Raw genomic sequence first — 22896 nt, forward strand, 5'->3', positions numbered from 1 at the left:
CGTTAGAGGTGGATCAGGCGGCGACGGCTTCTGCTGCCGTGGCAGTCACTTCATCGAGGGTGGCGCGGTACGACAGCTGGGGTACGGCGCGGGCAATCGCCAGGGCAATGCGGTCGCGCAGCGCGGGGCTGCTGATCTCGTAGCCGTCAAAGTCCTTCTCCACCGCGTACACGCCAATCGGCAGCGTGCGCGACTGGAAGAAGCTGAACAGCGGTCGCAGTTGGTGGTCGATCACCAGCGCATGGCGGTCGCTGCCACCGGTGGCGGCCAGCAGCACCGGCACATCGGTCAGCGCCTCGTGGTGCACGAAGTCGAACAGGTGCTTGAACAGGCCGGTGTACGAGCCCCGGTACACGGGGCTAGCCACGATCAGCAGGTCGGCGGATTCGATGGCGGCCACTTCGGCCTCCACGTGGGCCGGCAGCTGGCTGCGGTACAGCGTGCCGGCAAACTGCGGGCCGATGTTGCCGAGCTCGATCAGATGCACGTCGATAGGCAGGGCATCGCCCAGCGCGGCCAACAATTCTTGTACCAGCACCAGCGTGCGGGAGGGGCGCTGCAAACCACCGGATACAGCCACGACTTTGAGTTTCTTCACCATGTTGATAGGACCTCTGTTTGGAAGCCGCAACCTATTTGCAGCACAGTGGCTTTATGCGAATGGCGTGCCAGAGAAAATATTGATGTAAATCAAGGGTTTAGGGTGTTTTTATGGGCGCTGTGTGTGCTGGGTTTCCAACATGCTGCGGATGTGTTGCTGCTGGAGCAACAGTGCCTGCGGCATAGTCGGTTTGCGCGCATGCATATGCTGTTTTTGGATGCTGGTGGGGCAGCAGATGTGGGTGGTGTTGCTGCCCGGGCAGCAAGAAGCATTGCGGGCCGGTACGGTGTGGGATGGTCTTTGCCGAACCACTGGGCTGACTTATCGCAGGGGGGAAGACCGGCTGCTGAATCGACGGCTAACATTGCCATCAAAGCCCTACGGGGTTTGGTAGAGCCTTTGTATACCTGGGCACTTGCCCAGCCACTCTACCGGGAAGTCAGTCAGCAAGCCACATACAGGAGATTTGGATGAGCAACATAGACCTAAGCGACCCTTTTACACCGCAGGCTTCGCGGTTGACGTTGCGCTAGGCCTTACTGCGCCAGACTTCTGCTGCTATGGAATTTGTCGAATTAGCTTACAAGCGACTTGAAGAGCGATGGCTCACGACGCGCGACTACATCGAGTGGGCAACTCAACTACTTGAAGAAGGTAGCGACGCACCGAGCGTTGCTGAGCTGGCAAGCTGCTACTTGGAATCGAACCCTGACAAGCAGCAAGTTGAACGTATATTTCAATCTTGCCTTATCGAGCTAGGACTCACCTTACCTTTGAACTGGCATCAAGCACTCCTTGCGTACGCTAGCAGCATATGCAAGAGAACGGTCAATGGGACGTTGCAACCATGGGACTGTGTGAGGGAAATGCTGCAACTCTCAGACGACAGCAATGAGCCATATATCCTCTGGATCTGGATAGATCTTGCAAGAAATCTGTCCCCTGGACTTTATGGATATGAAGAGTACAGCGAATTTAATCACTCGCTAGACGTCAACAACCACGATGAGTCCATTTGGAGGACTGCAGTGCAATTCGTTTCGCTTTGCTCTGTTGACTTACCGGACAAGTTTCCGTTTGTCTGGTGGTGTCAAAAGTGCCACGAATTGAACGAGGAAACGACGTTTACTGGAACCATATCGCGCACATGTCCGACGTGTGGCTCGGTTCTGTCAATGAAGAACATGCGATTCTTCGAAAACAGAGAAGCGTATGTGTCTAACGCCTTGCCGTAGGCTGGAGCCTGTCTTGAATTTTCATCTATGAATTCTCTCCTCTCCTCCATTCAAGCCCTAGAGGTCGAGCTACACCATCCGGGTGTTCCTTGTGAAGTCGGTCGCCTAGAGGAGTTGCTACACAAAGACTTCTCAGAAGTAGGCCGCTCAGGACGTGAATACGATCGTGCAACGGTTCTTCGCTTCCTGGGCGCGCAGCAGACTTCTCCGCCTGTGGTCTCAAGTGACTTCTCGGTGTACGAACCTGCAGCCGGGGTGGCATTGCTTACTTACCGCTCGGCGCACCGCCAACAACACGGTGGTCTGGAGAATCACACGCTGCGTTCATCTATCTGGATGCAGGTAGATGGCCAGTGGCAGCTGCGCTACCACCAAGGAACGCCAGCCGCAGAGGCCTGGTAAGCGCGACTTCGCAGAATGCGAATCGCGGCACCAACGGTTGTCCTCGTATTCCGATCCACAAGAAAAAATAGCCACCAGCGCAGAAGAGCCCTGCGCTGGCAGCTATTAAAAATGAAGCAAACGCCAATATGACGGTTTAAGACAAAGCAGCCTCCCGCTCTGTCTCCGCCGCCGCTGGCGCGCTTCTTTGCCCACCCTCTCTCTTCACCTTTTCAATATCGCGGTACTGCTGCGCCGGGTGGCTGGCGGGCAGCAGGGGGCCGTCGCCAAACAGTTTTTCGCGCAGCGTGCCGGGCTTGTAGGCCGTGGGGTAGACGCCGCGGCGCTGCAGCTCGGGCACCAGGTGGGTGACCACGTCTTCAAAGGTCTCATGCGCAATGGCGTAGGCCAGGTTGAAGCCGTCGATATCGGTGGCTTCCACCCACTGTTGCAGGATGTCGGCCACGGTGGCGGCCGAGCCTACGAACACCGGGCCCAGGCCGCCCACGCCGCCCCACTTCGCCAACTCCTCGATGGTCCAGGACCGGTCGCCGCCGGCCAGCACTTCCACGGCGGACAGGATGGCGTTGGTGTCCACCTTGCGCACCAGCTCGGTGGGCGCGTACTGGCCGAAGTCGATGCCGGTCCAGCCAGACATGAAGACCAGCGCGCCGTCGTAGGAGGCGTAGCGCTGGTATTCCTCGAACTTGGCCTGCGCCTTGGCGTCGGTTTCATCCACGATCACCGTCACCAGGTTGTAGACCAGCAGCTTGTGCGGGTCGCGCCCGGCAATGGCTGCCTGCGCGCGCACGTCGCGCACATAGTTCTTCAGCACGTTTTGCGTGGGCGCGGCGACGAATACGCACTCGGCATGCTGGGCCGCAAAGCTTTTGCCGGGGCCGGAGGCACCTGCCTGGTACAGCACCGGTGTGCGCTGCGGCGAGGGCTCGCTCAGGTGGTAGCCGGGCACGTCGAAGTACTTGCCCTTGTGGGCGATTTCGTGGATCTTTTCCGGGTAGGCGAAGATGCCCTTGGCGCGGTCGCGCACCACGGCGTCGGCCTCCCAGCTGCCTTCCAGCAGCTTGTACAGCACCTCCACGTATTCGTTGGCCACCTCGTAGCGGTTGTCGTGGTGGCGCAGGCCGCCCTGGCTGATGTTCTTGGCGCCGCTCTCCAGATAGGAGGTGACGATGTTCCAGCCTAGCCGGCCTTGGGTGTGGTGGTCGGCGGTGGAGAGGCGCCGCGCAAAGGTGTAGGGGTGCTCGAACGAGGTGGACGCGGTGATGCCTATGCCCAGGTGCTCGGTCACCATGGCGATGGGCGCGGCCAGCTGCAGCGGGTCGTTTACCGGGATCTGCGCGCCCTGTTGCAGCGCGTGGTAGTTGCTGCCCTTGTAGACGTCGTAGTAGCCGATCACGTCGGCAATGAAGATACCGTCGAAGAAGCCCTTCTCCAGCGTCTTGGCCAGGTCGGTCCAGTAGCGCAGGTCCTTGTATTCCCAGGACCTGTCGCGCGGGTGGGCCCACAGCCCGGGGGACTGGTGGGCCACGCAATTCATTTCGAACGCGTTGAAGCGGATGTGTCGGGCCATTGCCTAGCTCCAGGCGTGGCGTGGGGCGTGCACACCGTTCAGGTGGTAGTTGCCCAGGTGGTAGTACTTCCAGCGCACCGGGTCGTGCAGGGTGTGTACGCGGGCGTTGCGCCAGTGGCGGTCCAGGTTGTGCTCGGCCAGGGTGGAGCGGGTGCCGGCCAGTTCAAACAGCTTGTTGGTGGCGGCAATCGCGGCTTCGGTGGTCAGCACCTTGGCTTCGGCTGTGGCTAGGGTGGCGGCGTTGACCGTGGCCTCGTTCGGCTCGGCCAGGGCCAGGTCGATGGCGCGGCCGGCGCGCTCCAGCAGGGCCTCGGCCGCATGCAGGCGCAGCGTCAGGTCGCCGATGGCGCTGATGGTGAACGGGTCTTCGGCAGCGGTTTCCTTGCCGCTGTCTATCCAGGGGCGGCTGCGGTTCTTTACGAAGGCGATGGTCTCGGCAATCGCGCCGGCGGCGATGCCACCATCAATCGCGGCCTGGATGATCTGCGAAATCGCGCCCGCTGCCGTGGGCCGGTCGAACGCGGCCACGGGCACCAGGCGGCTCAACGGCACGCGCACATCCACGATCTGGATCGAACCGGATGCTGTGGTGCGCTGGCCAAAGCTGGACCAGTCGTTCAGCACCGTCAGGCCGTCGGCATTGCGGTCGGCAAAGGCTAGGTAGCCCTTGCCTTCCAGCGGGTCCACCGTGACGATGGGCACGATGTGCGCCAGCAGTGCGCCGGTGGTGTAGAACTTCTGACCGTTCACCACAGCGGTGTCGCCCTCGATCTTGAAGGTAGTCTCGAACGCGGCCACGTTCTTGCTGTTTTTTTCCGAGAACGCATTGCCGAAGCGTATGCCTTGCAGCACCAGGCCAAACAGCTCGGCCTGCTGGGCCGGCGTGCCATCCAGCCCGATGTGGGCAACTAGCGCTAGGTGGTTTTGCGTGATCTGGGCCAGGCTGGAGTCACCCTCGGCCAGGATGCGTATCACCTGCGCCAGCGTGGCGTAGGAGACGCCTGCACCGCCATAGGCTTTGGGCACGTTAATGCCCCACAGCCCGCTTTGCGAGTACGCGTCCAGCTCTGAAAGTGGTAGCAAGCCTTCGCGGTCGCGCAGTGCGGATTCGGTGCGGAACTCGGCCGCCAAGCGGTGCGCCACGGTGATGGCTTCGGCATCGTCGCGGATCACGTGGGCCGGTTGACTGGGGCGGGGGCGGGCGGTGAACGGCGCGGTGGAGTTGACGCGGGGGCGGTCCAGGGTGGCAGTGCTCATGGTAATTCCTTGAAGATGAAAGACAGGTTCAAACCTTGCGGCCTGTGCCGTTGCCGATTTGCCAGACGTAGGGCGGCTCGGTGCCGTTGATGCGCCAGTCGCCCACGATGCGCGACTTGTAGACGATGGGGTTGTGCGATGCCACGGTGCGGGCGTTGCGCCAGTGGCGGTCCAGCGACTTGCTGGTGCTGGCGGCGGATGCGCCCAACGCGTTGAACAGGTCGGTGCCCGCGCGCAGCACCAGCTCGGACACGACGATCTGGCCCTGGGCGGATTCGATTTCGGCGTCAATATTGGCCTGGCGCTCGGCCTCGGCGTTGTCGCCCTGCAGCCGCGCTTCGAACGCGCGCTGGGCGGGCAGGGTGGCACGCAGGGCCGTAGTTTCGGCGGCATAGACCAAGGCCGATATCTGGCCCACCACCTGCTGGATTTGCGCGTCCTGGCTGACGTGCGATGCGTTGCCGTTGCTGTAGACGCGCTGGCGGTCCCGCACCTGCTGGGCCACGTCGCGCTCAATCGCACGGCCAATGCCGGCCAGCGTGGCCAGGTGGAACAGCTGGTAGTAGGCGGTCTGGTACTTGAAACGGGTCTCGAAGGGGAAGATGTTTTCTTCGGCAATCTTGGCGTCGGTATACACCGATGTGCCGCTGCCGGTGGTGCGCTGGCCAAAGCCGTCCCAGTCGTCTTGCTGCTGCACGCCCGGCTGGTGGGTGCTGACCGCCGCGATGATGTCTGCGTTGTTGTCGGCACGGCGCGCGTACAGGTCGATCCAGTCGGCAAAGATGCTGCCGGTGCTGTAGAACTTGCGGCCATTGGCCACCCAGCCGCCGTCCTTCTGCGACACCTTGGTGATGACATCGCCAATCGCCACGCTGCCCACTTCCGACCAGGCATTGCCCACCAGCTCGCCCGCCACAAAGCGCTTGAGCCACACATCGCGCTGGGGGCTGGCCGGCGCGTTCAGCCGGTCTTCGACAAACGCGAAATGCCCGCGCAGCGCCTGGGTGACGTTGGAGTCGGCCTCCGACAGTTCGATCAACAGCTGGAACAGCTGCGGAATCGACGCGCCGCCGCCGCCGTGCTCCACCGGCACCCGCACCGCGCCAAAGCCGGCCTGCTTCAGCCAGGTGATGGGTTCAAACGGCAGGGTGCGCGTGCGCTCGCGTTCCAGCACGGTGTCGGCGATACGCTGGAAGATGGGGCGGAACTTGTCGGCCAGGGTGGGGTGGTCGTAGGGGCTCCAAGCAGCGGTGGCCGGCGTGGGATGGGGGTTCATGGCGGTTCTCCTGGAATGTTGATATGCCCACTGCATTGAAGCCGCAATGGTTTGGTCGCATATTCCATATATGCCAGGACTGTGCCAATATTTTTATGAACAAAATCAAGGGCTTAGGGGCTGTGTGGCGCACTGCTGCTGCTGGTTTTGCAGCAGACTGCGGGCCAGGTGCTGCGCTGGCAGCAGTGGCGGCTGTGGGGTTTGCGTTTTGAAAATTCAAGTGTTTTAGGGCTCTGGCGCACGAATTACCTGCGCGAGTAGCTATGTTTTATATAGCAAATGCTTGGCAGGGGTGCAATCCGGCCAAGTTGCGCCCCAACACGGCCATTCATGCTGGATGGGCCCGATTGCAGCGCGGCGCGGGCCGGCGCAGCATTACATTCGCGTCCATATTTCATCCCCGCGCGTAGACCGCAAGAGAGACACACACCATGAAAACCAAAGCCGCAGTAGCCTGGAAAGCAGGCGCCCCCCTGACCATAGAAACCGTGGACCTGCAAGGCCCCAAGTTCGGCGAAGTGCTGGTCGAGATCAAAGCCACCGGCATCTGCCACACCGACTACTACACCCTCAGCGGCGCCGACCCAGAAGGCATCTTCCCCGCCATCCTCGGCCACGAAGGCGCCGGCATCGTGGTCGATGTCGGCCCCGGTGTCACCACGCTGCAAAAGGGCGACCACGTCATCCCCCTCTACACCCCCGAATGCCGCCAGTGCAAGTTCTGCCTCAGCCGCAAGACCAATCTGTGCCAGCTCATCCGTGGCACCCAGGGCAAAGGCCTGATGCCCGACGCCACCAGCCGCTTCAGCCTGGACGGCCAACCCATCTTCCACTACATGGGCACCAGCACCTTCAGCAACTACACCGTGGCCCCCGAGATCAGCCTGGCCAAGATCCGCAAGGACGCGCCCTTTGACAAGGTCTGCTACATCGGCTGCGGCGTCACCACCGGCATCGGTGCCGTGCTGTTCACCGCCAAGGTGGAAGCCGGCGCCAATGTGGTGGTCTTCGGCCTGGGCGGTATCGGCCTGAACGTGATCCAGGGCGCCAAGATGGTGGGTGCCGACAAGATCATTGGCGTGGACATCAACCCCGAGCGCCAGGCCATGGCCCGCCAGTTCGGTATGACCCACTTCATCAACCCCAAGGAAGTACCGAACGTAGTGGACGCCATCGTGCAACTGACCGACGGCGGTGCCGACTACAGCTTCGAATGCATAGGCAACACCCAGGTCATGCGCCAGGCGCTGGAATGCACCCACAAGGGCTGGGGCCGCAGCATCATCATCGGCGTGGCCGAGGCCGGTGCCGAGATATCTACACGCCCGTTCCAACTGGTCACCGGCCGCAAATGGGAAGGCTCGGCCTTTGGTGGCGCCCGTGGCCGCACCGACGTGCCCAAGATCGTCGACTGGTACATGGAAGGCAAGATCAGCATCGACCCGCTGATCACCCACACCATGCCGCTGGAGGACATCAACAAGGGCTTTGACTTGATGAAGCGCGGCGAGTCCATTCGCGGCGTGGTGCTGTACTGACGTTTCCAGCCGGTGCGCATGGGGCCTATACACCCTCCACCCCGTTCGCACTGAGCCTGTCGAAGTGCCTAGTGCGGCGGATAGAGGCTTCGAACCTCAGCCCGAACGGTTGTAGGCACGGACTGATTACCTGCAAACGTGTTGTTTTCGGTGCGCGGCCGTTCCGCGTGGACTTTGAGGAGACACACATGAGCACATCCGTATTGCATCCCGCTTTGGGCCAAAGCAAGAAACCGGGCGCACCGGGTTTCAGCGGCGGCACGTTGACCTGCCACTGCAGCAGCGATCCTGTGGTGGTGAGGGTCGATGCGCAGGTGGCGCACAACCATGCTTGCGGCTGCAGCAAATGCTGGAAGCCGGCCAACGCGCTGTTCTCCATCGTCGGCGTGGTGTCGCGCGACAAGGTGCATGTCACCGCACACCCTGAAAAGCTGCACATCGTCGACCCCAGCGCCACCATCCAGCGCCATGCCTGCAAGGCCTGTGGCGTGCATATGTTTGGCCCCGTCGAGAACAAGGACCATGCGTTCTATGGACTGGCCTTCATCCACACCGAGCTGTCGAAAGACGCCGGCTGGGCCGGGCCGGAGTTCGCGGCTTTTGTCTCGTCCATCATCGAGACCGGCACGCCGCCTGAGCAGATGGCCAGCATCCGCAAAGAGCTGCGCGACGCCGGGCTGGAGACCTACGACTGCCTGTCGCCCACGCTGATGGACGTGTTGGCTACGCAGGTTTTCAAGCTGCGCAAGGCGGCTTAAAAAACTTCAAGGCCGCGCCCCGCCAAAGCGTTCGCGGTATGCCTGCGGCCCCACGCCGAGGCGCTTGATGAACAGCTTGCGCAGCGACTGCTCGGACGCAAAGCCTATGCGCCCGGCAATGGACTTCAGGGGCAGCTCGCCTTCTTCCAGCAGGCGGCGGCCAGCTTCCAACCGGGCCGACTCGATGAACTGCAGCGGGCTGCTGCCCACCTCTTTGGCAAACACGCGGCGGAAGTTGCGCTCGCTCATTGCGGCGCGGTCGGCCAGCATGGCCACGTCCAGCGGTAGCGACAGGTTGGACAGCACCCAGTCTTGCACCTCGCGGATGCCGGGGTGGCTGGTGCTTTGGCTGTTCAGGTGCACGCTGAACTGCGACTGCCCACCGGGCCGCTTCAGGTACACCACCAGGTCGCGTGCCACCTGCAGCGCCAGGCTGCGGCCGTAGTCTTCTTCCACCAGGGCCAGGGCCAGGTCGATGCCGGCGGTGACCCCGGCCGATGTCCACAAGCGGCCTGAGCGCAGGTAGATCGCGTCGGCCTGTACCTGCACCGCCGGAAACTTTTCTTGCAGCAGTGTCGCCACGCTCCAGTGCGTGGTGGCGGGCAGGCCGTCCAGCACACCGGCTGCCGCCAGGAAGAAGCAGCCCGAGCACAGTGCCACCAGGCGCTCGATGCGCGGCGCTACCGCCGCCGCCCAGTCCACGATGCTGCTGTGCGCCGCCATTGCTTTTTCAATCTGCCGTGCGCCCACGATGATGGCGGTGTGCGGTAGGTCGTTGGCGTCTACCCCGCTGGCGGCCTGCAGCAGCATATGGGTGTCCGAGGCCACCGGGCCGGCGGCGACGGACACGATGTTCAGTGCATAGCCCGCTGGCCGGCCTTCTTGCAGCAGATGCAGGTTGGCGTATTCGAATACGCTCATGGCACCAATTGCCTCTATCGCCTTGAAGCCGGCGTAGACCACCACGTCGACTCTGCGCGGGGTTTGTTTAGGAAGGTTCGTCATGGAAGCTGGGGGCGCTGAGTGCTGTGTGGAGGGGCGATTGTCGGCGAGCCATCGGGGCTGGCCGCGCGCCACTGGCCGGTGTCTGGGCACACCTGGGCCGGTGCGCCTCGCCACCAGATTTGCTCGGCATCCAGTCTTTGGGCGCTAGTGGTGTCTACGTCAAAGTTCAATTGCAGTGCCTGCGCGACATGCGCATCCTCGATGGGGAGTTCCCAGGTCAGGAACAGCTGGCTGCAGTCCTGCCCAGGTCCAAAGTCGGCCGCCTGGAAGGCATTGCGGTGGCGTGGAATCACGGCGTGCGGCTGGCCGGTGTCGAACACCAAGGCCGTGCCCCGGCGCAGCGGGATGCGTTGGCCGGTGTGCGGAAAGTGCACGTCCAGCCCCTTGTCTTCGCTCAGAAACAGGTTGCAGAAAGCGGCGCTGCCGTAATGGGCTGCATCATGGTGGTAGCGAGCGCCCAGGCAGGCCATGAGGGCGACGTCGCTACCGGCCAGTGCGTTGTGCAGCCCAAAGCTGCGGAGCCAATCGGACATGGCTTGCACCCAGGCCGGGTAGCCCGGCCAGCGCGCCCGTGCACGCGCCCAGGGCAGGGGCTCCACGTCGCCAGCCTCCAGGCCCTGGTGCAGGATTTCCCGCTCGCAGTCCGCCAGTAGCCTTAGGGGCAGCGCCGGCAGGTCCACCGTGCCGGCCAGCACATGCGCACCCACGCTGCGGCTGCGCAGGGCGTCGCCGCTCCAGTAGTAGCTGGTCAGATGATTTTGCGCGCTGTGCTTTGGGGGGAGAGGCATGCTCCGCAGTGTAGTCAGGCTACTATCTGCGCATGACACTCGTTCTGCTTCCCGGCCTGTTGTGCGATGCCAGTGTTTGGCAAGACATGTTGCCCGCGCTGCAACAGCGCAGTCCCTGCATGGTGGCCAGCTACGGCACGTTGGACAGCATCGAATCCATGGCCCAGCATGTGCTGCAGACCGCACCCCCTGGGCCGCTGGCACTGGCCGGCCATTCCATGGGCGGGCGCGTGGCCTTGGAGGTGCTGCACCAGCAGCCGGACCGCATCCAGCGCCTGGCTTTGCTGGACACAGGTTTTGAAGCCCTGGCAGCCGGCGCTGCTGGCGACAAGGAGCGTGCCGGCCGCATGGCGCTGCTGCAGACCGCGCGCCAGGACGGCATGCGCGCCATGGGCCGTGACTGGGCGCGCGGCATGGTGCACCCGTCGCGGCTGGACAGCCCGCTGTTCGAGCAGATTCTGGACATGATCGAGCGCAGCACGCCCGAGGTGTTTGCCGCGCAAATCCAGGCACTGCTGCATCGCCCGGACGCTACCGCGCTGCTGGGCTGGATCCGCTGCCCCACGCTGCTGCTGTGCGGCCGCGAAGATGCCTGGAGCCCCGTGGCCCGGCACGCGCAGATGCAGGCGCTGCTGCGGGCGGCGCCGGTGCAGTTGCACGTGGTTGAGCAGTCCGGCCATATGAGCACTATGGAGCAGGCCGATGCCGTGTGCCAGGCGCTGCTGCAGTGGCTGGACTGGAGCCCGGCATAAGCCCTCTGTACAGCGCTACTACACTTTTCATAGCTGCTTGCGCAGGTAGATTCTGCGCTAGAGCCTGTTTTTTGCTGAATTTTTAGCAGTGATGGATTCGTGAGCCAATCTCATAGGTTCATGCCAATTTAACCGTCTTATCAAGGGCGGCCTCCATGGATAAAGTTCTTTTCGTCGCAGTGCACCCCACTGCACCCACGAAACTTAGGAACCTCACCATGGACATCCAACGCAACGGCGCACAAGCTTCCGCCAAAGGCCCCACCGACTATTTCACCGGCACGGTGCAGGTGGACTATCTGTTTCCCGCCCACCCGCCGGCACGTGCGCTGGGCGCCAGCGTCACCTTCGAGCCCGGTGCCCGCACCGCCTGGCATCAGCACCCACTGGGCCAGACGCTGATCGTCACTTCAGGCGCCGGCTGGGTGCAACGCCGTGGCGGCCCGCGCGAAGAGATCCACCCCGGCGACGTGGTGTGGATTGCCGCCGGTGAAGAGCACTGGCACGGCGCCCAGGCCCATGTGGCCATGACGCACACCGCCATCCAGGAAGAGCTGGACGGCAGCACGGCCGCCTGGCTGGAGCAGGTCAGCGATGCGCAATACAGGCTGGACAGCCTATGAACCACGCAAGTACGTCGGGCACCGCCACACACCGCACGGCGGTGATGGCGATTGTGCTGGTCAGCTATTTGATGACCTTGCTGGACGTGTCCATCGTCATCACCGCGCTGCCCAAGATCCAGCAAAGCCTGCAGTTCAGCGCCACCGAGCTCAGCTGGGTGCAAAACGCCTACACCCTGGCCTTTGGCGGCCTGCTGCTGCTGGGCGCGCGGGCCGGCGACATTCTGGGCCGGCGCCGCATGTTTCTGTGGGGTATGTCGCTGTTTACTTTTGCCTCGCTGGCGATAGGCCTGGCGCAGTCTCCCGAATGGCTGCTGGGCGCCCGCGCGGTGCAGGGCATAGGCTCGGCGATCTTGGCGCCTTCGACATTGGCCTTGCTGTCCACCAACTTTGCCGAAGGGCCGGAACGCACCCGGGCCCTGAGCATGTACGGCGCCACCGCCGGTGTGGGTGCCAGCATAGGCCTGGTGCTGGGCGGCGTGATTGCCGACTGGCTGTCCTGGCGTGTGGGCTTCTTCATCAACCTGCCCATAGGCCTGGCCGTGGTCTGGGGCGCGCGGCGCTACATCCAGGAAACGGAGCGCCATGCATCGGGCCAGTTTGATGTGCTGGGTGCCGTGGCCTCCACGCTGGGCATGGGCGCGCTGGTCTACGGCCTGGTGCGCTCGGCCAGTACCGGCTGGGGCGATGGGCTGACCGTGGCGTCGCTGGCTGCGGGCCTGCTGCTATTGGCCCTGCTGGTGTGGCATGAGTCGCGGGTGCAGCAGCCCGTCATGCCGCTGCGCCTGTTTGCCCACCGCGAGCGGGCTGGGGCCTATGTGGCGCGGGTGCTGTTCCTGGGGGCGATGGTGGGCTTCTGGTTTTTCACCACGCAGTTTCTGCAGAGTGTGCTGGGCTTCAGCCCGTTCGAGGCGGGCCTGGCGTACTTGCCCACCACCATTCCTAACTTCGCCGCGGCCATGGCCGTGCCCCGGCTGACCCAGCGCTTTGGCAATGGCCGTGTGCTGGCAGCGGGCCTGGCTACCACCGTGCTGGGCATGGTCTGGCTCAGCTGGGTGTCGGTGAATTCGCTATACCTGACCGGTATCGCCTTGCCCATGGTGCTGCTGGGCTTGGGCCAGGGCTGCACGCTGAGCCCGCTGACGGTAGCGGGTATCGCCGGTGTGCGCCGGGAGGATGCGGGTGCCGCGTCCGGCCTGGTGAATGCGGCCCACCAGTTGGGCGGCTCGCTGGGGTTGGCGATTCTGGTGGTGGTGTTTGCGGCGGTGGACCAGGGCACGCTGGATGCGCGGGCGCTGCTGGCGCACCGGATTGCTGCAGCGTTTTCTGCGGGCTCGGTGATGCTGGTGCTGGCCTTGGCTGCAGTGCTCTGGCTGATCGTGCTGCCGCAGCGGCGCCGCGGGCCGGTGGCTTGCCGGACCCTATGACGGCTATCGCTGTTACGGTTGTTTCAGGGCGGTACTGCTGATAAGAGCAGGGTCTTGTTGGTGGGTTCGTATTCCGTAGCTTGCGCGATAGGATGCAAGGCCTGCAACCGATTGGAGAGCGAGCATGGTCCCTAAAAACACGATCTGTCTCTGGTACAACGGCACAGCCCTGGACGCCGCGCAGTTTTACGCCAAGACCTTTCCGGACAGCGCGGTGGGTGCCGTCCATCGCGCGCCCGGTGACTATCCCGCAGGTAAACAGGGCGATGTGCTGACGGTCGAGTTCACCGTGATCGGCATTCCATGTGTAGGCCTGAACGGCGGGCCGGGGATCCAGCAGTCTGAAGCCTTTTCGTTCCAGGTTGCGACCGATGACCAGGCCGAAACCGACCGTTTGTGGGATGCGGTGGTGGGCAACGGCGGCCAGGAAAGCGCCTGTGGCTGGTGCAAGGATAAGTGGGGCCTGTCGTGGCAGATCACGCCACGCGCCCTGACTGCCGCGTTCACCCACCCTGACCGTGCCGCGGCCAAGCGGGCTTTTGATGCGATGATGAAGATGAGAAAGATCGACATCGCGAAGATCGAAGCGGCCTTTCGCGGCTGATACCCGCCAGCGGTTTCTTAGACTGTCAACAGGTCCTCAGTTGCGGGCCGGTGGCGCAGCGCGTCCACCACCAGGGCCAGCGCCGGCAGCGACTGGCGACGTCGGGGGAAGTACAGGTGGTAGCCCTGAAAGTAGGGGCACCACTCTTCCAGCACGCGCACCAGGCGGTCCTGGGCGATGTGCGCATCGACCATGTCCTCGGGCACACAGGCCACGCCGAATCCTTCCAAGGCCGCCTGCAGCATGGGCACGCTGTCGCTGAACACCAGTTGGCCTTCTACGTGCACTTTGAGCGGTTGGCCGTCTTTCTCGAACTCCCAGGCATAGATGCCACCCAGCGTGGCCAGCCGCAGATTGATGCAGTTGTGCCCGGCCAGGTCGTGCGGCGTTTGCGGCAGGCCGCGCGTTGCAAAATAGGCCGGCGTGGCGACGATGGCCATGCGCAAATCGGACGAGATGCGCACCGCCACCATGTCTTTTTCCACCTGGTCACCCAGGCGCACACCCATATCAAAACGCTCGGCCGCGAGGTCCACGAAGCGCGATTCGGTGACGATCTCGACCTTGATGTCCGGGTAGTGCGGCAGCAGCTTGGCCAGCTTGGGCCACAACACGGTGCGGGCTGCATGGTGGGCGGCGGTGATGCGCACCGTGCCGGCGGGCTTGTCGCGCAGCTCGCTCAGCGCGGCCAGTTCGGCCTCGATCTCTTCAAAGCGGGAACTGAGGGTGAGCAGCAGGCGCTGCCCGGCTTCGGTGGGCGACACGCTGCGCGTGGTGCGGGTCAGCAGGCGTATGCCCAGCCGGGTTTCCAGGCCGCGAATCGTGTGGCTCAGCGCCGACTGTGACACCCGTAGCTGAGCGGCAGCCCGGGTAAAGCTGCCTTCGCGCGCAACCAGTACGAAGGCATGCAGATCGTTGAAGTTCTCGCGGGCCATGGGTGGGCAGCTTGTATCGGTATTCGTATGTGCCGATTCTGCCAGCCTGAGGCATACGCAGCCGCTCAGTGGGATACTATATTTTCTATAGCTGCTTGTGCAGATGCTGCCTGCGCTAGAGGCTTTTTCTTACGTGACTATTTGCAGCACGGCTGTACACGAAAAGCCAGCATCGTGCCCGTGGGCCGGACAGGTGACGCAAACCAAAAATCAGACCTGTGCGTGCCGCTTTGCGTTGCGGATCAGTGCGCATTCGCGTTCCTGGGCAGACTCGGAAGCCCGTGACATCCCGGGCACTTGCTAGCGCGGGTTTGCCGCTGTGTACTGTGCAGTCAGGGAGTTTCCTTTGGCGATGCTGGCGTCATCATCTTGTGCCGCATAGGCCGCGATGCACGCAATGATGATGGCTGCCATACGCCACTTGGTACTTTTGGTCTGCTTCATGTGTCCGCCAATCTGCTTACTACCTAGCGCACTTTTGCGCCGGATTGTGTACAAATTATGTAAGAGATGTGCGGATTGCATACTATCGCTTGTGCCTACGTAGTACTACCGCCCCGGCAAGCAGGCACGGGCTATATGCCAAGCGCCGCTTTCACACACGCGGCGATTTTTGCCATCTTCAAAGGGCGAATTACTATGTTTTTAATAGCTGTTTGCGAAGGTGCGACCTGCGTTACAGCCATTTTTATGCAGATATCTGCAACGCCGCCGTATCCCGGTAGCGGCTGGGCGCATCCAGCGCGGGCCAGCGCAGGCCGCTGCGCGGGTCGAACAGGCGGCTGCGTTCCAGGTCCCAGGTCAGGGTGACTTCGTCCCCCGCTTGGGCGAAGTAGCGGCCGGTTAAGCGGGCCAGCCAGGGCGTTGGGTCGTCCGCGCCGACCACGCTGCCATATAGCTCGGTGGCGGCGCCCAGGTGGTCTAGGCTGTGCACGCGCAGGCGTAGCCGGGGTGCGTCGGCCGGCAGCGGGGTGTCGCCAGTCCACAGCAGCAGATGTTCGGGCCGCACGCCTAGGCGCACGGCGGCGCCTTCGAGGCCGGTGTGGCCGGGCGGCGCGGGCAGCAGCAGGCCACGGCCCAGGGCCAGGCAGTGGCTGGACCAGCGGGCGTCCAGCATATTCATCGGCGGCGAACCTATGAAGCGGGCCACGAATTCATTCGCCGGCTCGTCGTACAGCGCCAGCGGGCTGCCCACCTGCTCGATGCGGCCGGCGCGCAGCACCACGATGCGATCGGCCATGGTCATGGCTTCTTCCTGGTCGTGGGTGACGTAGACGGTGGTGGTGCCGAGCTGGCGCTGCAGGGCGCGGATCTCGGCGCGCATTTGCACGCGCAGCTGGGCGTCCAGGTTGGACAGGGGTTCGTCGAACAAAAAGGCCACCGGCTCGCGCACCATGGCCCGGCCCATGGCCGCGCGTTGGCGCTGGCCGCCGGAGAGCTGGCGCGGATAGCGCTCCAGGTAGTCGTCCAGGTGCAGGGCGGTAGATGCTTTGGCGATGCGCTCCTGAATCAGCGCCTCGGGCGCGCGCTGTTCGCGCAGGCCAAAGGCCATGTTGTTGCGTACCGTCATATGCGGGTAGAGCGCATAGCTTTGGAACACCATGGCCACGCGGCGTTGCTGTGGTGGCAGGTGGTCTACCGGCGTGCCGTTGAAGGCGATGCTGCCCCGGTCGGTGGTCTCCAGCCCGGCGATGGCGCGCAGCAGGGTGGATTTGCCGCAGCCAGAAGGGCCGACCAGTACGACGAATTCGCCTTCGGGGATTTGCAGCTGGATGTCGTGCAGCACGGCGGTGTCGCCATAGGCCTTGTGCAGGCCGGTGATGTGGATGTTTGCCATAGGATTTCTAACGGCTGGCGCCAGCGCTGAGGCCGCCGATCAGGTATTTCTGGAAAGCCAGCGCCAGCAGGTAGACCGGCGCAATGCCGACCAGGGATGCGGCGGCCATCTGGCCGAAGTTGACAATGCGCTCGCCCTGGAACAGCGAGATGGCGACGGTGATGGTGCGCATATCGGGTCGGCTGTTCAGCACCGAGGCCAGCAGGAATTCGTTGTACGACAGGATCAGGCAGATCAACCCGGTGGACACCAGGCCGGGCCAGATCAGCGGCAGGTTGATGCGCCACAGCGTGCGCCAGTAGCCCACGCCGTCCAGCCAGGCAGCCTCGTCCAACGCCAGTGGTATCTGCTTGAAGAAGCTGCGCAGCAGCCAGAAGGCTACCGGCACGTTCATCAGCCCGTCCACCAGGCCCAGGCCGACGATGCTGTTGTTCAGCCCCAGCTGGCGCAGCAAAAAGAACAGCGGCAGCAGCGCCACCACCGGCGGCGCCACATAGCTCGACAGCAGCGCACCGGCCAGCAGCGGGCCGCGCCGCAGCTTGACCACCGCGTACACCGCCGGCACGGCCAGGGTCAGCGTGACCAGCACGCTGAGCACCGCTACTGCCAGAGAGTTCAGCAGGTGCCAGTGCAGCGGCGCAATCTCGAACACCTTGGGCCAGTTGGCCAGCGTGGGGTGCACGGGCAGGAACTGGCCGGACAGCACCTCGTCCCGCGTCTTGAACGAGGTGGCTACCAGGAAGGCCAGCGGCAGAATGAAGAAGGCCAGCACCGCCAGCAGCGCGGCGCGCAGCCAGATGCGCTGGCGTGGCCAGGGCAGGCGCAGCTTCTTCAGGCTGGGCAGTAGCTGCCACAGTGGCAGCGTGGCGGTGGGCGTGTTGGGCAGGTAGGACATGGGGGCTCCAGGTGCGGTGTCAGCCGGTGCGGCGTTCCACCCATTGCAGGGCTTTCAGAATGGGCCAGGTCACGGCGGCCACGGCGAACGAGAACAGCAGGGTTTGCGCGGCGGCTGCGCCTATGTCGAAGTTTTGCAGCCCGGTCTTCCACACCTCGTAACTGGCCAGGGCGGTGGCACGGCCCGGACCGCCCGCGGTGAGGATGTAGACCAGGTCAAAGGTCTTGAGCGACATCACCACCCGCAGCAGGAAGATGCCCAGCAGCGCGGGTGCCAGCAGCGGCAGAGTGATTTTCAAGAAGATGCCGCGCGTGCCCGCGCCGTCCAGTGCGGCGGCCTCAAACACATCGGCCGGCAGGGTCTGCAGCGCGGCAAAGCACAGGATGACCACGAACGGCAGCCACTGCCAGGTGTCGGCCAGCGCCAGGGCCGGCAGGGCCCAGCTGTCCGAGCCCAGCAGCGATACCGGCTCGGCGATCCAGCCCAGGCGCAGCAGCGTGCCGTTGACCAGGCCGCCCGCAGGCGCCAGCAGCAGCTTCCAAGCCACACCTACCAGTACCGGCGGCGTCATCAATGGCAACAGCACTAGGCTGCGCACGAACTGGCCCTGGCGCAGTGCCTGCAGCAGCAGGGCGATCAGCAAGCCCAGGCTGAGCTGGATGAAGCTGGCGGGCAGGGCGTAGAGCACGGTGCGCAGCAAGGTCTGGGCAAACTCCGGGTTCTGGAACAGGGCGTTGAAGTTCCTCAGCCCGCTCCAGGCCGCCAGCGGCTGGCCCAGGCTGGAATGCGTGAAAGCCAGCGCCAGCGTGTACAGGCCGGGCACGATGCACACCACCGCCAGGCCAAAGCTAGCCGGGGTCAGCATCAGTAGCGGGCTGGCGCGCAGCAGGCGGGCAGTGGCGGACCTAGTGCTCACCTCAGGCCTTTAGCAACTGTTCCCAGCTGGCTTGGGCTGAAGCCAGGGCGTCCTTGGGCTTTTTCTTGCCGGCCACGATCAGCGCCAGCTGCTCGGTCAGTGCGTCCATCAGCTTGGGGCTTTGCGCCTGCAGCGGCCAGGCTAGTGCGTTGCCGATGGCGGCCTTCAGCTGGGGCTGCAGCAGCGGCGCGGCCTTGATGTAGTCGGGGTGGTTCAGAACGGACGTGCGGTTGGGGTCGATGCCACTGCCGGGCAGCACGTCTTGCTGCAGCGAGATGTCCTTGCTGGTGGCCCATTTGACGAACTCCCAGGCCAGCTCGGTCTTCTGCGTGCCGGTGGTGATCCCCAGGCCGAAGCCGGCGTTCAGCGCGGCGCGCGGCGTGGTGTTCTTGCCGCCCACGGGCAGTTGCACCAGCGACCATTTGTCCACGATTTGCGAAGACTTGGGGTCTTGCGCGGTAACGCCGAGGTCGGTCCAGAAGTCGATCATCGCGGCCTTGCCCGACAGGAAGGCGGGCAGAGCGTGTTCAAACGCGGTCTCGGCCGGGGTGGGAAGGGCATAGGGCACGATGCGCAGCAGCTCTTCGGCGGCGGCCACCGCTTCGGGGCTGGTCAGCGCGGGCTTGCCATCGGCGGTGAAGAAGCTGCCGCCAAAGCCGGCCAACCGGTTGGCATAGGACGAGCCCACGATCACCGGAATCTTGAAGCCTTGCACGGCCGCGCCGTAGATGCCGTTGGCCGACTCCTTCTCGGTGATCAGCTTGGCGGCCTGGTAGTAGTCTTCCCAGGTCTTGGGCGCGGCGAGCTTGTGGCGGGCGAAGATTTCCGTGTTGTAGAACAGCACATGGGTATCGCCGTCATACGGTAGGCCCCAGCGGCGGCCATCGCGCAGGGTGTAGGTGTCGTACAGCGAGGGCAGGAAGTCGGCTGGCTGGATTTGCGCTTTGTCGCGCTCTATCCAGTCGGTCACGTCCAGCACCACCTTGTCAGCCACCAGTGCGCCCAGCGTGTGGTAGAAATAATCGATCACGTCGAACTGGTGGGCACCGGACTGCACGTCCAGCGTGGCCTGGGCATGCAGCTGGTCATAGGGCACGGGCGTGACCGTGACCTTGGCACCGGTCAGCTTTTCGAACTCTTCGGCCAGCAGCTTGCCGGCCACGGCGTGGGGCTGGTTGAACAGCAGGTTCAGCGACTGACCTGCGTACTTCTTGGCATCTGCTGCGGGGGCAGGTGCCGATGCCGGCGCGGCCGTTACAGGCACCGGGTCCTTGCCGCAGGCGGCCAGCACGCCAGCTGCGCCCAGGGCCGATGCCGTGCCCAGGAAGCGGCGGCGGTTGAAGGGGGTGAAGTCTTTGGAATCCATGGTGTTCTTGCGGTAATTGGTTTGATATGCCATCTGCGTAGAAGCTGCAAAAAGATTGCTGCGTATTGCATATAAGCGATTGCCATGCCAAGAGCTTTTTACTTATGAATCAACGGCTTAGGAAATATTTGCGCTTGGAGCCTGCTGTGTCTGCAGCACGGTGCAGACAGATTGCTGCGGCATAAGCACGTGGGCTGCTGGAGGTGATGCATACTTCTTTACAACATTAATGGGAAAAATTCCCATTAATGTTGTAAATTCCGCCGAAACAACGGAGGAAGAGATGCTTGGAAAAACGCCCAACTTGGCCCTGGTTCTTTTGCTATCCCTAGGCTGCGCAGCGCTGCCTGGTTGCGGCGGAGGGGGGAGCTCGGATTCCTCCAGCTCTTCCAGCACCAGTGCGGTGTCTGCCCCCAGCATCACCACGCAGCCCAGTTCCTTGTCGCTTGCATCGGGTGGCTCGGGAACGTTTTCGGTGGTGGCCAGTGGTAGTGGCACGCTGAGCTACCAGTGGTACAAGGACTCCAGTGCGATTTCCGGGGCCACTTCCTCCACGTACACCATCTCCAGCGCCAGCAGCAGCGATGCTGGTAGCTACTACGTCATTGTTTCGAACAGTGGTGGCAGCACGACCAGCAGTACGGCCACTTTGACGCTGACCAGCACCACGACGGCCTCCTGCGATACGACATACGTGGACAGCGTGCTCAGCGCCATTTCCACCTTCGAGACGGCGTTGGGAACATCGCTTACCGCGTCGGCAAGCTATAGCGCGTCGTCCTATACGACGGCACAGCTCAATGTCTACAAGACCAATTGGTCCAATCTGCCGCCGGGCGCCATCAGCTTTAGCCGGCCTGGCATCACGCTTTCGCAGCTGAGCACTTCCAGCCAGATTTCTGCATTCAACGCACTGGCTTCGGTCGCGCTCAGTACGGCGGGATACACCGACTTTCAAGGGGTGCTGGCCGCAGACGACTATTTGGGTTACACAAAGAACGCCAGCGGCTACGGTGCCGATCTGTACCACGTGGCGGTGGTGGGAACGCCGTCGCAAACCGGCTCCTGGACCCTGATGCTGGGCGGGCACCACATGGCGTTCAACATCAACTTCAATGGCGCCTGCTCGTATCCCACGCCCCACCACATCGGCGTGGAGCCGCGCACATCGTTCGCTTCGAACAGCCACACCAGCTACAACTATTACAGCTCGGGGACCTACCAGGTGCTGGCCAACAAGGCTGCGGCCATGGTGTCCATTTTCAGTGGCATGGACAGCACCACGCTGAACAGCGCCTTTCTTTCGGGATCGACGTTCTCGGACATTCTGATCGGCCCGGTGGAAGCCAATACCGGCAGCTACTCGAACGTCACCACCAAATTCACTGCCGTCGCCGCGCTCAGCAACCGGGGTGTGCTGGTGTCCAGCCTGTCGTCAAGCTTGCAGGCCTACGTCAGCGCGGCCATTGAAGAGTTCACCGACGACTACGACAGCACCACGGCCAGCCGCCTGTTGTCTGCTTACCAGGCGGGCTACGGCAGCACCTATGTGGCCTGGGCCAACTCGTCGGGTTCGTTCAGCAGCTCGGGTCCTGATGTGTCTGCGAATGGCACCTATATGCGTATCGACGGCCCACGCGTGTGGATCGAAATCGCGGTGCAGAACGGCATCGTGATCTCCAGCCAGACCCACTACCACATGATGTTCCGTGACAAGTCCTATGACTACTACAACCAGTTGAGCAACTGATGGGCAGCCCGGCATGGATGGCTGCGCCCAGGGGGCTGGGCGCGTGGCTACGCAAGCTGTCGGCGAGCTTGCTTGCGCTGTGCCTGATCGGGGGGCTGCATCCGGCATGGGCGCACGATGTGCCGCCCAGCATTGTGATGCTGGACCTTGGTCGAGACGTTGTCGATATGGAGCTGCAACTGCCTCTGAGCGAGCTGGGAGCGGCGCTGTCACTTCCGCTCGCTGCGCATCCTGCTACCGTAGTCCCGCAGTACGGAGCCCGGATCGAGCAATATCTTCAGGACACACTCCAGCTGCGCAGTAGCGATGGCCGGGCGTATGCGCGGCATATCGATTCCCTGGCCATCCGGACCACCGACAACGCCAACTGGAGCAGCAACGATTGGCTGGTGGTGCATGCCCGGATGCAGGCCCCCAGCGGCACTTCGACGGAAGTCTTTGCGCTGGACTACACCGTCATCTTGCAGCGAGTCGTATCGCATGAGGCGCTGATTTACGTCAGGCGCGACATCCGCAATGGCCTTCTGGGCGATAAGCCCATGCTGATTTCCACGGCAGGTTTTGGCAACACGCATATCCAGGTGGATGGCTCCAGCGGCAGCTGGTGGCAAGGCTTTCGCCATCTCTTCTCGCTAGGTATGTCGCATATTGCCGAGGGAACGGATCACCTGTTGTTTTTGCTGGCCCTGCTGTTCAGTGCGCCCATGGTCGCAGTTGGCGGACGGTGGAGAGAGCGCAAAAGCGCCAGGGCTTGTATCCGCAGCATTGTGGGTATCGTCAGCGGCTTCACGCTGGGCCATTCAATCAGCTTGGCGCTGGCGTCCGCGGCCTGGATTGCGGCGCCGACACGTATGGTGGAGATCCTGGTGGCTGTCTCCATTCTTGTTTCCTGCATCCACGTGTGGCGGCCTGTGTTTGCCGGGCGGGAGGTGTGGGTTGCCTCGGCGTTTGGCTTGGTACACGGTTTGGCATTTGCGGAGATGCTGTCGGGTCTGGACTTTGATGGAACAACGCTGGCGCTCAGCTTGCTGGGTTTCAATCTGGGGATCGAATCCATGCAGCTGCTGGTGATTGCCGTCACTCTGCCGCTTCTGCTGGCGCTGGGTCGCACCAAGCGCTATGCGGTGGTGGCTGGCGTGGGTGCTGGATGTGCTGCGGCCTTTGCCATAGCTTGGATTCTGGAGCGTGCGCTGGGTCTTGCAAACCCACTGGAGCCCGTGGTGAGCTGGTTGGCACCGCCGCCAGTCTGGTTCACCGTGGCGCTGTGCCTAGCCAGCGGGGGGCTGGTCGGTCTTCAGCTGTGGTCTCGGTCACGCCGTGGGGCGGGCAAGGTGTTGTCCCAGCGGGCTTAGAAGGCAGAC

General features: G+C 63.3%; 23 protein-coding genes. 11 read left to right on the top strand and 12 right to left on the bottom strand.

The genetic code is table 11. The features are described 5' to 3' along the window. Positions 1 to 13 precede the first annotated feature (13 nt). Positions 14 to 601 carry an FMN reductase gene (gene msuE, locus AC07O2_RS22745; RefSeq protein WP_495234502.1) on the bottom strand — a complete coding sequence of 196 codons (588 nt, stop codon included), beginning with the start codon at positions 599 to 601 and terminating at the stop codon, positions 14 to 16. Positions 602 to 1161: 560 nt separating this feature from the next. Here msuE and AC07O2_RS22750 point away from each other — a divergent pair. Further along, complete coding sequence (locus tag AC07O2_RS22750; protein WP_495234503.1) at positions 1162 to 1836, top strand: hypothetical protein; 675 nt, start codon at positions 1162 to 1164, stop codon at positions 1834 to 1836. Positions 1837 to 1863: 27 nt separating this feature from the next. Beyond that, positions 1864 to 2238, top strand: coding sequence for a nuclear transport factor 2 family protein (locus AC07O2_RS22755; protein WP_495234504.1), 375 nt, complete (start codon positions 1864 to 1866; stop codon positions 2236 to 2238). Positions 2239 to 2374: 136 nt separating this feature from the next. Here AC07O2_RS22755 and AC07O2_RS22760 read toward each other — a convergent pair whose 3' ends face one another. From AC07O2_RS22760 to AC07O2_RS22770, 3 genes are read right to left on the bottom strand one after another with little or no spacing between them, the layout of a single operon-like run. Beyond that, positions 2375 to 3808 (bottom strand): LLM class flavin-dependent oxidoreductase, encoded by a 1434-nt coding sequence (locus AC07O2_RS22760; protein WP_495234505.1) that lies wholly within the window; start codon positions 3806 to 3808, stop codon positions 2375 to 2377. A 3-nt stretch (positions 3809 to 3811) separates the two neighbouring features. Continuing rightward, positions 3812 to 5065, bottom strand: a complete 1254-nt coding sequence (locus tag AC07O2_RS22765) for an SfnB family sulfur acquisition oxidoreductase (RefSeq protein WP_116607046.1) — start codon at positions 5063 to 5065, stop codon at positions 3812 to 3814. 28 nt (positions 5066 to 5093) lie between these two features. Further along, the gene (locus AC07O2_RS22770) at positions 5094 to 6341 is read right to left on the bottom strand and encodes an acyl-CoA dehydrogenase family protein (protein ID WP_495234506.1); all 1248 of its coding nucleotides are present in this window, start codon (positions 6339 to 6341) and stop codon (positions 5094 to 5096) included. Positions 6342 to 6364: 23 nt separating this feature from the next. On the opposite strand from AC07O2_RS22770, the gene AC07O2_RS22775 reads away from it, so the two are divergent. The 3 genes from AC07O2_RS22775 (at position 6365) to gfa (ending at position 8637) form a co-directional block, all read left to right on the top strand. Continuing rightward, positions 6365 to 6553: a hypothetical protein gene (locus AC07O2_RS22775; RefSeq protein ID WP_495097749.1), complete on the top strand. Its 189-nt coding sequence runs from the start codon at positions 6365 to 6367 to the stop codon at positions 6551 to 6553. Between the two features lie 219 nt (positions 6554 to 6772). Further along, on the top strand, positions 6773 to 7879 hold the full coding sequence (locus tag AC07O2_RS22780) for an S-(hydroxymethyl)glutathione dehydrogenase/class III alcohol dehydrogenase (protein ID WP_495076624.1): 1107 nt from the start codon (positions 6773 to 6775) through the stop codon (positions 7877 to 7879). 188 nt (positions 7880 to 8067) lie between these two features. Further along, positions 8068 to 8637 (top strand): S-(hydroxymethyl)glutathione synthase, encoded by a 570-nt coding sequence (gene gfa, locus AC07O2_RS22785; RefSeq protein WP_495234507.1) that lies wholly within the window; start codon positions 8068 to 8070, stop codon positions 8635 to 8637. A gap of 6 nt (positions 8638 to 8643) precedes the next feature. Here the strand turns inward: gfa and AC07O2_RS22790 are convergent, their stop codons facing one another. Continuing rightward, positions 8644 to 9642, bottom strand: coding sequence for a GlxA family transcriptional regulator (locus AC07O2_RS22790; protein WP_495234508.1), 999 nt, complete (start codon positions 9640 to 9642; stop codon positions 8644 to 8646). Further along, positions 9639 to 10430 (bottom strand): hypothetical protein, encoded by a 792-nt coding sequence (locus tag AC07O2_RS22795; RefSeq protein WP_495234509.1) that lies wholly within the window; start codon positions 10428 to 10430, stop codon positions 9639 to 9641. Before AC07O2_RS22795 ends, AC07O2_RS22790 begins: the two co-directional genes overlap by 4 nt. 32 nt (positions 10431 to 10462) lie before the next feature. On the opposite strand from AC07O2_RS22795, the gene AC07O2_RS22800 reads away from it, so the two are divergent. The 4 genes from AC07O2_RS22800 to AC07O2_RS22815 all read left to right on the top strand — a co-directional run bounded on the left by AC07O2_RS22800 (position 10463) and on the right by AC07O2_RS22815 (position 13836). Beyond that, positions 10463 to 11182, top strand: a complete 720-nt coding sequence (locus AC07O2_RS22800; protein ID WP_495234510.1) for an alpha/beta fold hydrolase — start codon at positions 10463 to 10465, stop codon at positions 11180 to 11182. A gap of 218 nt (positions 11183 to 11400) precedes the next feature. Continuing rightward, positions 11401 to 11805 (top strand): (R)-mandelonitrile lyase, encoded by a 405-nt coding sequence (locus AC07O2_RS22805; protein WP_495234511.1) that lies wholly within the window; start codon positions 11401 to 11403, stop codon positions 11803 to 11805. Further along, positions 11802 to 13232, top strand: coding sequence for an MFS transporter (locus AC07O2_RS22810; RefSeq protein ID WP_495234512.1), 1431 nt, complete (start codon positions 11802 to 11804; stop codon positions 13230 to 13232). The genes AC07O2_RS22805 and AC07O2_RS22810 overlap by 4 nt, the downstream gene beginning before the upstream one ends. Positions 13233 to 13356: 124 nt before the next feature. Next, complete coding sequence (locus AC07O2_RS22815; RefSeq protein ID WP_495106350.1) at positions 13357 to 13836, top strand: VOC family protein; 480 nt, start codon at positions 13357 to 13359, stop codon at positions 13834 to 13836. Between the two features lie 17 nt (positions 13837 to 13853). Here the strand turns inward: AC07O2_RS22815 and AC07O2_RS22820 are convergent, their stop codons facing one another. From AC07O2_RS22820 to AC07O2_RS22845, 6 genes are all read right to left on the bottom strand, one after another. Then, positions 13854 to 14771, bottom strand: a complete 918-nt coding sequence (locus AC07O2_RS22820; RefSeq protein ID WP_495234513.1) for a LysR family transcriptional regulator — start codon at positions 14769 to 14771, stop codon at positions 13854 to 13856. A gap of 300 nt (positions 14772 to 15071) precedes the next feature. Beyond that, positions 15072 to 15215, bottom strand: coding sequence for a hypothetical protein (locus tag AC07O2_RS22825; RefSeq protein ID WP_495097739.1), 144 nt, complete (start codon positions 15213 to 15215; stop codon positions 15072 to 15074). A 244-nt stretch (positions 15216 to 15459) separates the two neighbouring features. Beyond that, positions 15460 to 16608: an ABC transporter ATP-binding protein gene (locus AC07O2_RS22830; RefSeq protein WP_495106353.1), complete on the bottom strand. Its 1149-nt coding sequence runs from the start codon at positions 16606 to 16608 to the stop codon at positions 15460 to 15462. A 7-nt stretch (positions 16609 to 16615) separates the two neighbouring features. Further along, entirely contained in the window at positions 16616 to 17503 is an 888-nt protein-coding gene (locus tag AC07O2_RS22835; RefSeq protein ID WP_495234514.1) for a carbohydrate ABC transporter permease, read from the bottom strand. A 19-nt stretch (positions 17504 to 17522) separates the two neighbouring features. Next, positions 17523 to 18419, bottom strand: a complete 897-nt coding sequence (locus AC07O2_RS22840) for a carbohydrate ABC transporter permease (RefSeq protein ID WP_495234515.1) — start codon at positions 18417 to 18419, stop codon at positions 17523 to 17525. A 1-nt stretch (position 18420) separates the two neighbouring features. Further along, complete coding sequence (locus tag AC07O2_RS22845) at positions 18421 to 19785, bottom strand: ABC transporter substrate-binding protein (protein ID WP_495234516.1); 1365 nt, start codon at positions 19783 to 19785, stop codon at positions 18421 to 18423. A 403-nt stretch (positions 19786 to 20188) separates the two neighbouring features. On the opposite strand from AC07O2_RS22845, the gene AC07O2_RS22850 reads away from it, so the two are divergent. Beyond that, on the top strand, positions 20189 to 21535 hold the full coding sequence (locus AC07O2_RS22850) for a DUF3500 domain-containing protein (protein ID WP_495097734.1): 1347 nt from the start codon (positions 20189 to 20191) through the stop codon (positions 21533 to 21535). Further along, positions 21535 to 22887, top strand: coding sequence for a HupE/UreJ family protein (locus tag AC07O2_RS22855; protein ID WP_495234517.1), 1353 nt, complete (start codon positions 21535 to 21537; stop codon positions 22885 to 22887). Before AC07O2_RS22850 ends, AC07O2_RS22855 begins: the two co-directional genes overlap by 1 nt. The last annotated feature ends 9 nt before the right edge of the window (positions 22888 to 22896 follow it).

The sequence above is a fragment of the Rhodoferax sp. GW821-FHT10B06 genome (assembly GCF_059415605.1).

What these genes read in the sequence shown, in the direction of transcription:
- msuE (WP_495234502.1), bottom strand. Translation starts at nt 601, where the DNA reads ATGGTGAAGAAACTCAAAGTCGTGGCTGTATCCGGTGGTTTGCAGCGC.
- AC07O2_RS22750 (WP_495234503.1), top strand. Translation starts at nt 1,162, where the DNA reads ATGGAATTTGTCGAATTAGCTTACAAGCGACTTGAAGAGCGATGGCTC.
- AC07O2_RS22755 (WP_495234504.1), top strand. Translation starts at nt 1,864, where the DNA reads ATGAATTCTCTCCTCTCCTCCATTCAAGCCCTAGAGGTCGAGCTACAC.
- AC07O2_RS22760 (WP_495234505.1), bottom strand. Translation starts at nt 3,808, where the DNA reads ATGGCCCGACACATCCGCTTCAACGCGTTCGAAATGAATTGCGTGGCC.
- AC07O2_RS22765 (WP_116607046.1), bottom strand. Translation starts at nt 5,065, where the DNA reads ATGAGCACTGCCACCCTGGACCGCCCCCGCGTCAACTCCACCGCGCCG.
- AC07O2_RS22770 (WP_495234506.1), bottom strand. Translation starts at nt 6,341, where the DNA reads ATGAACCCCCATCCCACGCCGGCCACCGCTGCTTGGAGCCCCTACGAC.
- AC07O2_RS22775 (WP_495097749.1), top strand. Translation starts at nt 6,365, where the DNA reads ATGCCCACTGCATTGAAGCCGCAATGGTTTGGTCGCATATTCCATATA.
- AC07O2_RS22780 (WP_495076624.1), top strand. Translation starts at nt 6,773, where the DNA reads ATGAAAACCAAAGCCGCAGTAGCCTGGAAAGCAGGCGCCCCCCTGACC.
- gfa (WP_495234507.1), top strand. Translation starts at nt 8,068, where the DNA reads ATGAGCACATCCGTATTGCATCCCGCTTTGGGCCAAAGCAAGAAACCG.
- AC07O2_RS22790 (WP_495234508.1), bottom strand. Translation starts at nt 9,642, where the DNA reads ATGACGAACCTTCCTAAACAAACCCCGCGCAGAGTCGACGTGGTGGTC.
- AC07O2_RS22795 (WP_495234509.1), bottom strand. Translation starts at nt 10,430, where the DNA reads ATGCCTCTCCCCCCAAAGCACAGCGCGCAAAATCATCTGACCAGCTAC.
- AC07O2_RS22800 (WP_495234510.1), top strand. Translation starts at nt 10,463, where the DNA reads ATGACACTCGTTCTGCTTCCCGGCCTGTTGTGCGATGCCAGTGTTTGG.
- AC07O2_RS22805 (WP_495234511.1), top strand. Translation starts at nt 11,401, where the DNA reads ATGGACATCCAACGCAACGGCGCACAAGCTTCCGCCAAAGGCCCCACC.
- AC07O2_RS22810 (WP_495234512.1), top strand. Translation starts at nt 11,802, where the DNA reads ATGAACCACGCAAGTACGTCGGGCACCGCCACACACCGCACGGCGGTG.
- AC07O2_RS22815 (WP_495106350.1), top strand. Translation starts at nt 13,357, where the DNA reads ATGGTCCCTAAAAACACGATCTGTCTCTGGTACAACGGCACAGCCCTG.
- AC07O2_RS22820 (WP_495234513.1), bottom strand. Translation starts at nt 14,771, where the DNA reads ATGGCCCGCGAGAACTTCAACGATCTGCATGCCTTCGTACTGGTTGCG.
- AC07O2_RS22825 (WP_495097739.1), bottom strand. Translation starts at nt 15,215, where the DNA reads ATGAAGCAGACCAAAAGTACCAAGTGGCGTATGGCAGCCATCATCATT.
- AC07O2_RS22830 (WP_495106353.1), bottom strand. Translation starts at nt 16,608, where the DNA reads ATGGCAAACATCCACATCACCGGCCTGCACAAGGCCTATGGCGACACC.
- AC07O2_RS22835 (WP_495234514.1), bottom strand. Translation starts at nt 17,503, where the DNA reads ATGTCCTACCTGCCCAACACGCCCACCGCCACGCTGCCACTGTGGCAG.
- AC07O2_RS22845 (WP_495234516.1), bottom strand. Translation starts at nt 19,785, where the DNA reads ATGGATTCCAAAGACTTCACCCCCTTCAACCGCCGCCGCTTCCTGGGC.
- AC07O2_RS22855 (WP_495234517.1), top strand. Translation starts at nt 21,535, where the DNA reads ATGGGCAGCCCGGCATGGATGGCTGCGCCCAGGGGGCTGGGCGCGTGG.